Raw genomic sequence first — 13,382 nt, forward strand, 5'->3', positions numbered from 1 at the left:
TCCTTTCAAATAAATTTCATGTGATGTGGTACCCACAACACTTAGACCATAAAACCTGGTTCAAAATGCGAATTCAAAGACTCATCTAACTCATCGTTATTGAGGAATAAGTGAGTGGTTTAAACCTCCTTGAAGTAGTCAAAGCCACACGGAAAAATACAAATCCACAAACACATATTTCAATTTTACATATAAACCTAAACGTCATCAACTACGTATTAATAAAGTTGATAGAAAGGAGAAGGTATATTTTAATGACTGATAAATGAGTCAATTATAATATACCAGGGTTATAATGAATAAGATTACGGGTTATACAGGATTATATGGTATTGTTGCTAATCCTATAAAACATTCCTTTTCACCAATGATGCATAATACAGCTTTTCAATACTTGGGTATTGATGATGTTTATTTGGCATTTGAGGTGGAGGAAAATCATTTTGCCAATTTTATAACAAGTGCCAGAATATTACCCATCAAGGGATTTAATGTATCCATGCCATATAAAGTGAAGATTTTATCTTATCTTGATGAATTGACTCCTGAAGCTAAACTCTGTCAGGCTGTCAATACAGTCAAAAATGATCATGGTAAGCTGATTGGTCATATCAGTGATGGAATCGGCTTTATCAAGGCCTGTGAAGAAAAACATTGGAATCTTCATCAACAGAAAATTGTTGTTTTGGGTGCTGGTGGGGCTGCTAGAGCTATTGTGGCTGCACTGACAAAACAGGCTAAGGACATTATTGTTTATAATCGCAGTCATAAGGATTGGGTTGAACAAATGAATCAACAATGTCATTGTTCTATAACATTAAAATCCTTGCAAGATATGCAATCTTTGAAAAATGATTTAAAAGATGCTTATTTGCTTATTCAAACCACAAATGTAGGAATGGAACCACATACTGATGGATGTTTAATTCCTGATGAATCTTATCTCAATAAGTCATTAAAGGTGGCTGATATTATTTATAATCCTCAAGAAACAAAGTTATTAACACTAGCAAAAGAAAAAGGTCTTGAATATATGAATGGAGAAGGCATGATTCTTTATCAGGGTGCTGTTTCTTTTGAATTTTGGACGGGACAGAAAATGCCTATATCAGAAGTCAAGAAAAGTTTGAAAATGGAGTGAGAGAAATGAAAGAAATTATTGTAGCTTCTACAAATGAAGGAAAAATTAAAGAAATCAAAGCAATGTTAGAAGAAATTGGTATCGAAGTCAAATCATTAAAAGATGTGTTTGATCAAGACATAGATATTGAAGAAAATGGAAAGACTTTTCAGGAAAATGCTTTAATTAAAGCTCAGACAATTTGTGATATGATTCATAAGCCTGTATTGGCAGATGATTCTGGATTGGAAGTCAATGCCTTAGATGGAGCACCTGGAATTTATTCAGCACGTTTTATGGGGCATGATACAAGTTATGATATTAAGAATCAGTATATTATTGATGCTGTTAAGGGTAAAGATAGAGGTGCTAGATTTGTTTGCGCTATGGCTTTATGTAGACCTGATCAACAGCCTATCTTGATTGAAGAATATTTTGATGGAGAAATTTATGATAAAATTGAAGGTGAAAATGGTTTTGGATATGACCCTATTTTTTATGTGCCAGAGCTTCATAAAACATCTGCACAATTGACATTGGAAGAAAAAAATCAGTATTCACATCGTGCCAAAGCACTTAAAAAGCTATATACAATTTTGAAAGGTGAGGGAGATTAATCATGAATCATATTGTTTTAGTACATCCTGCAATCCCTCAAAATACAGGGAATATTATGCGTACTTGTGTAGCAACGCATTCGAAGTTGCATCTTATTAAACCATTAGGTTTTTCTTTAGATGATAAACATATGAAACGTGCCGGGTTAGATTATATTAAGGATTTACAAATGCAGGTATATGAAAACTGGGAAGATTTTGTGAGTCAAAATCACGGCGATTATCATTTTTTTACACGTTATTCAAAACTATGTTATAGTGATCAAAATTATGTATCTGACCAGGATCAATATATCATCTTTGGTCATGAACATGATGGAATTCCACATGATATTTTAAAACAACATTTAGATGAATGTGTTCGTATTCCAATGGATGCTGATGCTAGAAGTTTAAATCTTTCTAATTGTGTCGCTATAGGTATTTACGAAGTATTACGCCAACAAAGCTATCCTGGTTTATCTAAAGTAGAGGTGCAAAAAGGTGCTGACTTCATTTATAAAGAATAGAAAAAGTGATATTTTCTTAGCTGTTGTTTTCGCTATTTTCATTATCAGTTTTGCGGTAGTATTTACAGTTTTCTTTAAACCACTCTATTATTTTGATATTGATTTTTTAAATCTGAGTGAAAGTACAGGACTTTCAGCTGATGTCATTCGTCATAATTATGATGTTTTGATTCAATATCAGAGTCTTTTTTACCAAGGAGATCTCAATCTACCAAATTTTGTTATGTCGACAAGTGGATGTATTCATTTTGAGGAAGTTAAAAGAATCTTCGAAGCAATCCAAATGATTTGTGTTATCAGTGGAATCATGACATTTATAATGGGAATTTATCGTATAAAACAGCATGAATATCGTTTTTTAAGATTAACGTCATTGTTTTCAGTAGGTATCCCTTTAGTTATTGGATTTTTTGCGGCGATTGATTTTAATAAGGCTTTTATTCTTTTTCATCAAATAGTATTTAGAAATGATTATTGGATTTTTGATGAAACAACAGATCCAGTCATTACTATTTTACCAGAAACATTTTTTATGCATTGTTTGATGCTTATTATAGGTATAGTTCTTGTCATCAGTCTTATATTATATCTGATTTATTTAAGACAAAGAAAAAAGATTCTAGAAAATATATAAACCTGTTATGTTGAACATAACAGGTTTATAAAATATGACGTTTTTGTAGTTCTGTTCTTAAATCACTTTGATAAGGAAGATAAATACCATGGATATTTAATTCTTCAGCCATTTTAATATTGGCAAGCATATCATCAATAAAAACAGATTCTTCAGGTTGAAGATGGTATCTTTCTAAAAGCAGTTTGTAGATTTTTTGATCAGGTTTAACAAGATGTTCATTAGCTGAAATGACACCACCATCAAAAAGTTTAAAGAAATCATATCTTTCAAACATCGTTTTAATAGCTTCTTTATGGAAATTTGATAATAGGTATAAAGAATAACCTTTTTCTTTTAACTCCCTGACAATAGCTACATTGTCTTCTAAAGGAGTCATCATATGAGTCCAAGTTTCCATGACAAAAATAATTTCATCATGGTAGTGAGGGTGCTTTAAAGTTAAAGACTGGATAGCATCTTGAATCATCATTGTTCCCATATCTAGTTCTATCCATTCATCACTAGAAAAGATAATCATCATCAAATCCCCCATAATAGAAGGATTAAAATGTTTTTGTAAATATGCTTCAGGTTGAAAATCTAAAAGGACATTACCTATATCAAAAATAATATTTTTCATAAAATTGTTCTCCGTTCATACCAAATTCACATAATTAAATCATCATGTTACTATATATTCTAGCATAGGAGGTTGTGCAGATGAAAGCATTTTTAGAAAAATATAATGGTTTAAAATATTTATTGTATTTTTTTATTGCTTATATGATTGGTTTTATGTTATTAGAAAATCATCATTCATCACGTATGATTATTACAGATTCATGGATTGATTCTTATATTCCATTTAATGAGTATTTTGTTATTCCATATATATTATGGTTTGTGTTTATGGTATTAGGTTTCGCTTATTTTGTTTTTATTGATCAGGTTGGTATTAAAAGAACATATTTTTATTTGTTTTTAGGTATGAGTTTATCTTTGCTTATTTATGCATTGATACCTACTGGTCAAAATTTAAGAGTTCAGTTATATAATGAAAACATATTTCAATGTCTGGTTAGCTTTATTTATTCCGTTGATTCATCTACCAACGTCTGTCCTAGCATTCATGTATATAACAGTGTTATGATGTGTGTATCGCTATTGAAAAGCCAAAGAATTAAACAGTATTCATGGTTATGTGTCGCTATTGTTGTTTTAACAGTGTTGATTTGTCTTTCAACTGTTATGATTAAACAACATGCATTTATGGATATTGTTTGGGCATTGATTTTAGCAATGGTTATTTATTATATTGGAAAAAGCAAGTATGCCTTTTAATGGATGATCAAAAGCTAATAAAAATGCTAAAAGTAAAAAAGAGCATTGTATCATATGCTCTCATGTTAAAGATATCAGTGTTATTGATAGTGAAATCTTTATGAAATGAATACGTTTGTATAAAGTTTAAAACCCAATTATGTTTATTCATAATTGGGTTTAGATTTTTATCCTTTAAAGAAAGTATAAGCTTCAAAATGAGCTTGTGGATGATCGCAAGCAGGACATCTTTCAGGAGCTTCAGTTCCTTCATAAATAAATCCACAGTTATTACATTTCCACATAACAGCTTCGTCTTTTTTGAAGACTGTTCCATTTTCTAAGTTTTCTAATAATTTTAAGTATCTAGCTTCATGCATTTTTTCAGCAACAGCGATACTTTGACATACTTTAGCGATTTCAGGGAATCCTTCTTCTTCAGCAATTTTTGCAAATTCAGGATACATGTCAGTCCATTCTTCATTTTCACCAGCAGCAGCAGCTTTTAAACATTCAGCAGTTGTTCCAAGCATGATTGGGAAATCACCTTCGACATGTAAAGCTTCTCCCTTTAATTCGGCATTTAATAGTTTCATTAATCTTTTAGCGTGTTCTTTTTCTTGATTTGCTGTTTCTTCGAAGATATTAGCAATTTGTACATATCCTTCTTTTTTGGCAATTGAAGAATAATAAGTGTAGCGATTTCTTGCTTGAGATTCTCCAGCAAATGCATGTAATAAATTGTTAGCAGTTCTTGTTCCTTTTAATGTTGGCATGATAATGCCCTCCTTCCTATGATTTTTTCTTTAAACAATGTGAACATGTTCCATGAAACAAAATATGTGCCCCGTGAATATCATGTTCGGATTGTTCGTTGACCTTATTAATAAGTTCATCCAGGGTAGATTGTTGACAAACGATATCTTGAATAGTTCCACATTCATCACATACCATATGAAAATGGGGTTCAATACGTGCATCGAAATGAATAACTCCATCACCAATATCTAAGCGTGTAATTCTTTTATGATCAGCTAATAAATTAAGATTTCGATAGACAGTTCCCAAACTAATATCAGGAATCAATTGTTTGACTTGTGTATAAATATCATCCACATTAGGATGTGACCAGTCATTTTTTAAAACTTCGTAAATTGTTTCCCTTTGTTTAGAATATCTTAACTTTGTTTCAGACATACTCTCACTCCTTATTAATAATGGTTACTATTATTATACCATATATCCTATGATTGTCAAATAATCCTGATGTTGAAATCGTTTTATATCATCAAGTATTGTAAAAGTAAACAAATAATAAATGAAGAGAGTCCATGAAGCACTCTTGCAATGAAATATTTTCTAAAAGAATAGGGGATACCATCTAAAATATTATCCACTTGCATTAAAACTGATAATCCTGAAAATGACAAATAAAAGCTGACAAAGGGATAGACAAGCAGATGTTGATATTGTAATAATTGAATAGAACCGGAACTGAATTCTAAAAAACCTTTGATGATATTTAAAAGAAATGGGTTATGAATAATGGCCTGTAAGCTATAACCAATAAATTGAAAGACGAGCATATAGCCTAAAATAAATATAAAGGCTGTTAAAGAAGATGTAATACTTTTTTTTAGGGCTTCTACAAATCGCATCTGGGGATGAATGATCGGCTGAATACTTTCATGAAAAGACATCCATTGGTAATCTTGACGATAAAAGATAGCTTTGATTATACTTGGAAGAATATGACTTATATAAATCATCAGTGCAACTGAAAAAGGCAGTTTTAGGGAAACAAAGATAAAGCTTAATGATGAAAAGGATGCTATGGAGAGAAGATGTTGTAGTTGAGAAATATTAATATAACCTAATTCATAGGATTCTCTTAACATTTTTGCATTGGTTGGATAACCACAGAAAAAAGAAACAAAATAAAGAGAAGACATATGTGGTGTTAAATGAAAAAGTGATGAAAAGAGAAATTGGATAAAATAACTGATGAGTTGAAAGATACCTAAAGATAAACATAAAGAAATTAAAATCATAAAGGGTAATAAAGATGGTAATAAATTAGTAAGGACAATCTGAATGACCTGTGAAGATACTTTGACAATCTGGAACATATTGAAAAAAGAAAAAAGAGTTGTAAAAAGAACAAGACAAAGTGTAAAATAATAATTAGCTTTTTTCATAAAGACTCCTTATTTGAAAGAGGTGAATAAAGATGAAGGGAATATTAGTTGGTGTTCAATATCCACAGATGCCATATGATTTTGATATATCTATGCAGGAGTTAAAACAGTTAGCTTATGCCTGTGATATTGAAGTCAAAGCTGTGGTGACACAAAACTTAGATACGATTTCTCCTCAATATTATATTGGTAAAGGGAAAGTCATGGAAATTAAAGAATTAGTAGAACAAGATGATATTGTGATTTTTAATGAAGAATTGACACCTTTGCAGATCAAAAACTTAACTGATCAATGTCAGGTAGAAGTGACTGATCGTAGTGATTTGATATTACGTATATTTGCTTCAAGAGCGAAAACAAAAGAAGCCAAATTAGAAGTCGGCATAGCCAGACTTCAATACTTACTTCCTAGATTAGCAGGAATGAAACAGAATCTTTATTCTCAACAGGGAGGTATGGGTTTTCGTGGTAGTGGAGAAAAGCAGATTGAATTAGATCGTCGTCGTATTCGTCGTCAATTAACGCAGGCTAAACGTGAATTAGCGATGATTGAAAAACAGCGTCAGACACAAAGACAGTTAAGAAAACATCACCAGGAAAAAGTGGTTTGTTTAGTAGGATATACAAATAGTGGTAAATCTTCTTTATTGAATGCTTTGACTTCTAAAAAGGTCTATGAAAAAGATATGCTTTTTGCGACTTTACAGACATCATCAAGACGTGTTTATATGAAAAAGCATCATGTCATCATGAGTGATACAGTTGGTTTTATTCATCAGTTACCACATTCATTTGTGCAATCTTTTCGTTCAACATTAGAAGAAGTGAAAGATGCTGATTTGCTTATTCATGTGATTGATGCGTCTTCACCTTATTACCATAATCAAATAGAAACAACTTTATCAGTTCTTAAAGAACTTGATGCTTTGGATATTCCAATGATTTATGTTTATAATAAAATGGATTTGGTTCATCAGCCCATTGTTCATGAACAAGGTCTATGCATAGATGTTTCAGTGAAAGAGAAAAAGCATTTAGATGATTTAGAAAATATGATCATTGATATTCTCTTTAAAGATTATGAATTGATAAGTGTTTATATTCCTTATGAAGAAGGGCATATTTTTAGTGAAATAGAATATCAATATGAAATACTTCATACTGAATATTTAGAAAAAGAAATCTATGTCAGCTTTTATGTGAATCAAAAACATAAACAGCGTTATCTTCCATATATGAAAAAAACGGATAGTTTACAATAAAATGAGCTATCCGTTTTATTATGAATATTTTTTATAAACAAAAGGTTTATGAATATTGTCTCCTGTTTATAAAGCAAATGATACTACCAATTAAAAAGAGAAATAATAAACTGATTTGTAAAAATCTTTTCATTGAAACAACCTCCTTTATTAAAATATAAAAAATAAATAACAAAGAATCATAGAGTAAATATGGAAAATCATGTAAAAATGATATGAAAAAAACATAGAATATATCTATGCTTGAATGTTTTTTTGAATTGTTTGAATAATGCCACGATAGTTTTTCGTCGCAAATAAAGTCGCATCAATACAATAAACTGGAATTTGATGTTGGGTATAAGCTAGAATTTCAGGTTCCATATGTGCAATTTGTGGTGCCAGATACAAGGCATCATAGTTTTGATAATTTTGATAAAGCTGATCTAATGATAATGAAACGAGCTGAAAATGTAGGTTTTCCAGTTCACAAACTTGTTGCATTTCTTCAATGAATACAGAAGTTGATAAACCACCAGTACAACAGAGCGCAATTTTCCATTCTTTTTGTTGGGTATACTGAATGATGGTTTGATAAAATTTATGGAATAAGTGATAACATTGTGCCAAATCAGTAATCGTAAAATGTAAATAAAAGACAAGTTTTTCATCTTTGATACGCAAAATCTCTTCTTCTACAATATTATTATACCAAATCGTTATTTTCCCTTTCACTTTTGTTGTAGACAAACAGATAACTTTTAATTTTTCATTTTCTGTTTCCACATGATACTGAATATGATCTTGTTGGTATTGTTTATCATGACACAGAATCCATTTAAAAAATAATTGATTATAAATTGTACGATAGAATTCATCAAACATCATTTTCTCACCTACTTCTTTTATCATATACTATTTTTTAAAAAATAGATAATTTTTACAAAAAAAGAAAAGAAACGTTGTCAATGAACAGAACAACACAATGAATTTGCATCACTTATAAATGGAAGGAGGGAAATTTATGAAACGTTCTCGTGTGTGCAATACTGCACAAGTGAAAACGTCTTGTCATACAAGTGTCAGCAATGATGTGGAAACATTAGTGAAAAAACCACTTCATATTTGTAAAAAAGTAGATAAAGAAGAAGCATGTCAGGGAGAAACACTCACTTATACAATTAAAATTAAAAATCCATCATTGGTAAAAGAAACACAAGTTGTCTTTAGTGATTATATGGATGAAAATGTGGAATATGTGGAAGATTCATTTTATGTTAATGGTCATGAACAAACACCCGCAATTGATAATCATACACTTTATTATGTGATTCCATCTATTGATCCAATGTCAACTACTGAAATTGTTTTCCAAGTGCGTATTACAGAATAGAGGTCTTTGACCTCTATTTCTCTTTAAAGACATAATTTTTTTTAAAATAAAAGTGGGTTTAGTTTATAAAAAAATATAATTATGATAGAATGTAATGGGGTGATGATATATGGAAAAAAGAATATTTGTTATATCAGATCTTCATGGACAATTTGTATTGCTTCAATTGTTATTAGAGCGTATTGGTTTTACTGAAAATGATGAACTTTATATATTAGGGGATATTATGGATCGTGGACCTAATAGTATTGATATTTATTATTTTGTAAAGGCGATGGATAATATTCATATGATTAAGGGTAATCATGAAATTATGATGCGTCAATCTATGTTGGCTGCTTTGAAATATAATGATTTGGATTCAGAAAGATCGAACCCATATCGTTTATGGAAACAAAATGGTGGGCATAAAACAATTGATAGTATTAGAGAGTATTTACAAAAAGATTACATTCCTTATGAAGAGTATTTTGATTTAAAACGTATGTTTATCAAAGAATTAATTTCATTTATTGATTCATTGCCAAGTTATTATGAATTAGATTTGAATGGAAAGCACTATGTATTGGTACATGCTGGGGTAGACCCAGAAATCCCATTAGAAGAAAATGATGAAGAAATTTTAGCATGGATTCGAGAATATTTCTATTTGAATGAAGCAAATCCAGATTACACGTACATCTTTGGACATACACCTTGTTGCTTTATTAATGATGATCATTCATTTGATATCTGGTATGATCCAGATTATCATAATAAAATTGCAATTGATGGTGGTTTGGCAGTAGGGAATAAAGGTCAGCTGAATTGTTTGTGTTTAACAAACGGTGAGGTTACAGTCATTAAATATGAGGAAGGACAATCTCAATGAGAAGTGCCTTCTATAATTTGATAAACTTCATCAATATGACAAATATTCATGATGTTTATTGGGGTGCAGCAAAGAAAATATTACAGAATATTTATAAGATTCCAGAGAGTAGTATTACTGATGTTGCGAAAATGTGTTATGTATCCACAGCAACTATTTCCAGACTTTGTCGTAAATTGAATTATGAATCATTTGCTGATTTTAAAAAAGATGTGACAATGAATCTTCATTATTTTAATCAAGATGCAAAAAGATTACTTTTTGATCATCAACTTCCATCACCAGAAACAATAGGAGAAGGAAAAGAAATCTTTAAGAATCATTTCCAAAATGTAATTCGCAATCTTCAGGATACGTATGATAATATTCGTTATGAAGATTTGATCTATATTGTAGATAAAATTCATGATGCCAAACATATCTGTTTTGCAGGTAATTTCTTTACTCAGTCAGTGTCAATGCAATTACAGATTGAACTTTGTTATTTGGGTAAAGATTGTGTGGCTATGTATCCTTTGGAACAACAAAAAAACATTTATAAAACTTTAAAGGATTGTGATTTAATTATTGTATCTTCTATTGCTGGTGGTTTTTTCAAAGATCATATTGAAACAATGAGAGAACTGGTGAAGACAGAAGCATATGTGATTGCTATTACACAATTAGAGGAGTTCCCATATAGTGATAAGGTCGATATGATTTTAAGAGTAGGAAATGATCATCATTCATTGATTGGTAAATTTTCTATTACATATATCTTTGAAGTATTAGAAGCCTTATATCATCTTAAATACGGTATGAAAAGCAATGAAAAAAGCAACGATTACTGAGAAGTATCGTTGCTTTTTGCAGTTAAGACAACAAAATTCACCTGATTTGGACATAACACTTTATATGGGAATGAAGAAGGACCGCTTAATCCATTAGAAACGATTAATGTCGCATTTTTTTCTTCATATTTTCCATGATTATAAGTCTTAGCTCCCTCAATTGGGAACATAGCACCCAAATAAGGCAGATATACAGAACCACCATAACTATGTCCTGATAATTGTAAATCCACAACATTTTTTGCTTGTGTAAATGTATCAGGCTGGTGTGAAATGCCAAGAATCAATTTATCTTGAGATGTTTTGAATTGAGAAAAATCATATTCATCATCATAGGCAACTAAAGTAAAATTGGTTTCCTTATAATAAATAGGTCTTGTTTCATTGCTGAGAACTTCAAAACCACCATTATTCAACACTTGTGTGACTTCTAATGATGAAGCTTCATCATGTTCACCAAGAACAGCTAATTTACCATACTGACATTGAATCTTTTTTAAGATTTGAGAAACTTCATCAGCTTTAAAAACTTGTTCATCATATAAATCTCCACCAAAGATAACCATATCAAATGGATATTCATTTAATTCATCAACAATTTTTTCAAAACGTGTGATGCTATCTTGGTCAGTGAGATTAACATCTGATATGAAAGCAATTTTAAAGCCATTTAATTGTGAAGAAACAAGAGAACTTATATATTTTTGTTCATGAAATTCATAATCTTCTGGTGAAATGGCATAAACATAATAACCGAGAAAACATAAACCAAAGACGATTAATAATAAAATTAATCGTCTAACCAGCTTTTTCATACTTTTTTATTCATAATGACAGGAATAATCATTGGATTTCTTTTTGTTTTCTGATAGAAATAAGGAGCCAATGTATCCCTGATTGTATTTTTGATTTCACCAAAAGTTGTTTTTCTTTTTAATAATTTAGAAAGTTCTCGACTAACCAACAACTCAGCTTCACGAATCATATCCTTGCTATCTTGCATATACACAAAACCACGTGACATAATGATTGGTTTATTTAATAAACATCCTCCGCGCGAGTCCATAGAAATAAGGACTGAAACCATACCATCTTCACTTAAAATCTGACGGTCTCTTAAGACAGCAGTAGATAAACCAGTAATATCATTACCATCTACATAGATATCATCAACATGAATACGTGGTCCAAGACGTGCTTCTTCATTGTGTAAAAGAATAGAATCACCATTAGATAAAACAAAGGCGTTTCCTTTTGTGAGTCCAACTTCTTCAAATAACTTCGCATGAATTTTTAACATACGGTATTCCCCATGAACCGGGAAGAAATATTTAGGTCGTGTTAATAATAACATTAATTTTTGTTCCTCTTGAGAGGCATGTCCTGAAGTATGTAAGTTATTGATGGCTTCATTAGTTAAAACTCTGGCACCAGCACGGTATAATTTATTGATAACCTTGCTGACACTGCTGGCATTTCCAGGAATTGGATTTGATGAAAAGACAACAGTATCTCCTGGTTTAATAGAAACTTGACGATGTGTTCCATTCGCAATTCGGCTTAATGCAGCAAGCGCTTCTCCTTGGCTACCAGTACATAGAATTAAAATTTCATTATCAGGTAAGTTTTTAGCTTCGTCATTTTTAATAAAGAAACGGTCAGGACATTTAATATATCCCAGTTTTCTAGAAACCTGAATATTGTTTTCCATAGAACGACCAAATACTAAAATCTTACGATTGAATTTAACAGCCGCATCAATAATCTGTTGAACACGGTGTACGTTAGAAGCGAATGTCGCAACAATTAAGCGACCTTCCGTCTTTCTGAATTCTTCTTGTACACTATAAGCAACCTGTTTTTCGCTAATGGAGAAGTTAGGAACTTCAGCATTCGTAGAATCACTTAAAAGAAGAGTCACACCTGTTTCACCTAAAAAGGACATAACCTGAAAATCAGCAGGATCACCAACTGGTGTTAAATCAAATTTAAAATCTCCAGTCGAAACAATGCGACCATTAGGTGTATTCACAACAATTCCTAAAGATTCAGGAATAGAGTGGTTGGTTTTAAAGAAACCAATATTAAAATATTTTGTTTTAACCTGTGATAGATTATTGATTTGAATCAATTTTGTGGCTTGAGTTAAACGTTTTTCTTCAAGCTTTCTTCTAATCATGGCACAAGCTAATGGTGAAGCATATATAAAAGGAATGTTCACAACCTGTAATAGAAAAGGAATTCCTCCAATATGATCTTCATGTCCATGTGTAATCAGTAAAGCTTTAATTTTCTTTTGGTTACGTTTTAAATATGTATAGTCTGGAATGACATAATCAATTCCAGGAAGTCCATCTTCTGCAAATTTAACACCGGCATCAATAATGACCAATTCATCATTGTGTTCAATGCAATACATATTTTTTCCAACTTCGTTAAGACCACCTAAAGCAAAAACTTTTGTATCAGTGGATAATGATTCTTTTTTGTGTTTGTTTTTATTATTATAGGATGTTCTTCTTTGAAAAGAACGTTTTTGAGGCATATCTGCCATTCATTCTCACCTTTCTTTCTATTGATTTATAATGAATGTCTTTTTGAGATAGTTTTCAACAGCATGATGAAAGTATCTATACTTATATATATTATACCATTTTTCATATGTTT

General features: G+C 30.8%; 16 protein-coding genes. 9 read left to right on the forward strand and 7 right to left on the reverse strand.

What is annotated here, in order from left to right; genetic code table 11:
- Window positions 1–295: 295 nt before the first annotated feature.
- Genes aroE through B5G32_RS08390 form a run of 4 tightly spaced genes read left to right on the forward strand, consistent with a single transcriptional unit; the run spans window position 296 to window position 2,880 of the window.
- The gene (aroE, locus tag B5G32_RS08375) at window positions 296–1,141 is read left to right on the forward strand and encodes a shikimate dehydrogenase (protein WP_087244483.1); all 846 of its coding nucleotides are present in this window, start codon (window positions 296–298) and stop codon (window positions 1,139–1,141) included.
- Between the two features lie 5 nt (window positions 1,142–1,146).
- Window positions 1,147–1,737 carry an XTP/dITP diphosphatase gene (locus B5G32_RS08380; protein ID WP_087244484.1) on the forward strand — a complete coding sequence of 197 codons (591 nt, stop codon included), beginning with the start codon at window positions 1,147–1,149 and terminating at the stop codon, window positions 1,735–1,737.
- Window positions 1,738–1,739: 2 nt separating this feature from the next.
- Window positions 1,740–2,246, forward strand: a complete 507-nt coding sequence (locus B5G32_RS08385) for a tRNA (cytidine(34)-2'-O)-methyltransferase (protein WP_087244485.1) — start codon at window positions 1,740–1,742, stop codon at window positions 2,244–2,246.
- Window positions 2,221–2,880 carry a TIGR01906 family membrane protein gene (locus B5G32_RS08390; protein ID WP_087936402.1) on the forward strand — a complete coding sequence of 220 codons (660 nt, stop codon included), beginning with the start codon at window positions 2,221–2,223 and terminating at the stop codon, window positions 2,878–2,880. The genes B5G32_RS08385 and B5G32_RS08390 overlap by 26 nt, the downstream gene beginning before the upstream one ends.
- A 25-nt stretch (window positions 2,881–2,905) precedes the next feature.
- Here the strand turns inward: B5G32_RS08390 and B5G32_RS08395 are convergent, their stop codons facing one another.
- Complete coding sequence (locus B5G32_RS08395) at window positions 2,906–3,502, reverse strand: HAD family hydrolase (RefSeq protein WP_087936403.1); 597 nt, start codon at window positions 3,500–3,502, stop codon at window positions 2,906–2,908.
- 80 nt (window positions 3,503–3,582) lie between these two features.
- On the opposite strand from B5G32_RS08395, the gene B5G32_RS08400 reads away from it, so the two are divergent.
- Complete coding sequence (locus B5G32_RS08400) at window positions 3,583–4,203, forward strand: phosphatase PAP2 family protein (RefSeq protein WP_087298090.1); 621 nt, start codon at window positions 3,583–3,585, stop codon at window positions 4,201–4,203.
- A 167-nt stretch (window positions 4,204–4,370) separates the two neighbouring features.
- Here the strand turns inward: B5G32_RS08400 and rbr are convergent, their stop codons facing one another.
- The 3 genes from rbr to B5G32_RS08415 all read right to left on the reverse strand — a co-directional run bounded on the left by rbr (window position 4,371) and on the right by B5G32_RS08415 (window position 6,380).
- Entirely contained in the window at window positions 4,371–4,958 is a 588-nt protein-coding gene (rbr, locus tag B5G32_RS08405; RefSeq protein WP_087244489.1) for a rubrerythrin, read from the reverse strand.
- 16 nt (window positions 4,959–4,974) lie between these two features.
- Window positions 4,975–5,379: a Fur family transcriptional regulator gene (locus B5G32_RS08410; protein ID WP_087244490.1), complete on the reverse strand. Its 405-nt coding sequence runs from the start codon at window positions 5,377–5,379 to the stop codon at window positions 4,975–4,977.
- Window positions 5,380–5,462: 83 nt separating this feature from the next.
- Window positions 5,463–6,380 carry a hypothetical protein gene (locus B5G32_RS08415; protein WP_087936404.1) on the reverse strand — a complete coding sequence of 306 codons (918 nt, stop codon included), beginning with the start codon at window positions 6,378–6,380 and terminating at the stop codon, window positions 5,463–5,465.
- A gap of 32 nt (window positions 6,381–6,412) precedes the next feature.
- Between B5G32_RS08415 and hflX the strand changes: the two genes are divergently transcribed.
- A complete protein-coding gene (gene hflX / locus B5G32_RS08420; protein WP_087936405.1) occupies window positions 6,413–7,642 on the forward strand; it encodes a GTPase HflX in 1,230 nt (409 codons plus the stop codon).
- A 237-nt stretch (window positions 7,643–7,879) separates the two neighbouring features.
- On the opposite strand, the gene B5G32_RS08425 is transcribed toward hflX, so the two are convergent.
- Window positions 7,880–8,506 carry a PTS sugar transporter subunit IIB gene (locus tag B5G32_RS08425; RefSeq protein ID WP_158093999.1) on the reverse strand — a complete coding sequence of 209 codons (627 nt, stop codon included), beginning with the start codon at window positions 8,504–8,506 and terminating at the stop codon, window positions 7,880–7,882.
- 139 nt (window positions 8,507–8,645) lie between these two features.
- On the opposite strand from B5G32_RS08425, the gene B5G32_RS08430 reads away from it, so the two are divergent.
- The 3 genes from B5G32_RS08430 to B5G32_RS08440 all read left to right on the forward strand — a co-directional run bounded on the left by B5G32_RS08430 (window position 8,646) and on the right by B5G32_RS08440 (window position 10,715).
- A complete protein-coding gene (locus B5G32_RS08430; protein ID WP_158094000.1) occupies window positions 8,646–9,014 on the forward strand; it encodes a DUF11 domain-containing protein in 369 nt (122 codons plus the stop codon).
- A 109-nt stretch (window positions 9,015–9,123) separates the two neighbouring features.
- Entirely contained in the window at window positions 9,124–9,885 is a 762-nt protein-coding gene (locus B5G32_RS08435; protein ID WP_087244495.1) for a metallophosphoesterase, read from the forward strand.
- Window positions 9,882–10,715, forward strand: coding sequence for a MurR/RpiR family transcriptional regulator (locus B5G32_RS08440; protein WP_087244496.1), 834 nt, complete (start codon window positions 9,882–9,884; stop codon window positions 10,713–10,715). The genes B5G32_RS08435 and B5G32_RS08440 overlap by 4 nt, the downstream gene beginning before the upstream one ends.
- Here B5G32_RS08440 and B5G32_RS08445 read toward each other — a convergent pair.
- On the reverse strand, window positions 10,709–11,530 hold the full coding sequence (locus B5G32_RS08445; RefSeq protein WP_087936406.1) for a metallophosphoesterase: 822 nt from the start codon (window positions 11,528–11,530) through the stop codon (window positions 10,709–10,711). The genes B5G32_RS08440 and B5G32_RS08445 overlap by 7 nt on opposite strands.
- The gene (gene rnjA / locus B5G32_RS08450) at window positions 11,527–13,269 is read right to left on the reverse strand and encodes a ribonuclease J1 (protein WP_087244498.1); all 1,743 of its coding nucleotides are present in this window, start codon (window positions 13,267–13,269) and stop codon (window positions 11,527–11,529) included. Before rnjA ends, B5G32_RS08445 begins: the two co-directional genes overlap by 4 nt.
- Window positions 13,270–13,382 lie beyond the last annotated feature (113 nt).

The sequence above is a fragment of the Massilimicrobiota sp. An80 genome (assembly GCF_002159255.1).
GTDB lineage: Bacteria > Bacillota_I > Bacilli_A > Erysipelotrichales > Coprobacillaceae > Allocoprobacillus > Allocoprobacillus merdigallinarum.

Coding starts and splice junctions, on each gene's coding strand:
- aroE (WP_087244483.1), top strand. CDS start 296: ATGAATAAGATTACGGGTTATACAGGATTATATGGTATTGTTGCTAAT.
- B5G32_RS08380 (WP_087244484.1), top strand. CDS start 1,147: ATGAAAGAAATTATTGTAGCTTCTACAAATGAAGGAAAAATTAAAGAA.
- B5G32_RS08385 (WP_087244485.1), top strand. CDS start 1,740: ATGAATCATATTGTTTTAGTACATCCTGCAATCCCTCAAAATACAGGG.
- B5G32_RS08395 (WP_087936403.1), bottom strand. CDS start 3,502: ATGAAAAATATTATTTTTGATATAGGTAATGTCCTTTTAGATTTTCAA.
- B5G32_RS08400 (WP_087298090.1), top strand. CDS start 3,583: ATGAAAGCATTTTTAGAAAAATATAATGGTTTAAAATATTTATTGTAT.
- rbr (WP_087244489.1), bottom strand. CDS start 4,958: ATGCCAACATTAAAAGGAACAAGAACTGCTAACAATTTATTACATGCA.
- B5G32_RS08410 (WP_087244490.1), bottom strand. CDS start 5,379: ATGTCTGAAACAAAGTTAAGATATTCTAAACAAAGGGAAACAATTTAC.
- B5G32_RS08415 (WP_087936404.1), bottom strand. CDS start 6,380: ATGAAAAAAGCTAATTATTATTTTACACTTTGTCTTGTTCTTTTTACA.
- hflX (WP_087936405.1), top strand. CDS start 6,413: ATGAAGGGAATATTAGTTGGTGTTCAATATCCACAGATGCCATATGAT.
- B5G32_RS08425 (WP_158093999.1), bottom strand. CDS start 8,506: ATGTTTGATGAATTCTATCGTACAATTTATAATCAATTATTTTTTAAA.
- B5G32_RS08430 (WP_158094000.1), top strand. CDS start 8,646: ATGAAACGTTCTCGTGTGTGCAATACTGCACAAGTGAAAACGTCTTGT.
- B5G32_RS08435 (WP_087244495.1), top strand. CDS start 9,124: ATGGAAAAAAGAATATTTGTTATATCAGATCTTCATGGACAATTTGTA.
- B5G32_RS08440 (WP_087244496.1), top strand. CDS start 9,882: ATGAGAAGTGCCTTCTATAATTTGATAAACTTCATCAATATGACAAAT.
- B5G32_RS08445 (WP_087936406.1), bottom strand. CDS start 11,530: ATGAAAAAGCTGGTTAGACGATTAATTTTATTATTAATCGTCTTTGGT.
- rnjA (WP_087244498.1), bottom strand. CDS start 13,269: ATGGCAGATATGCCTCAAAAACGTTCTTTTCAAAGAAGAACATCCTAT.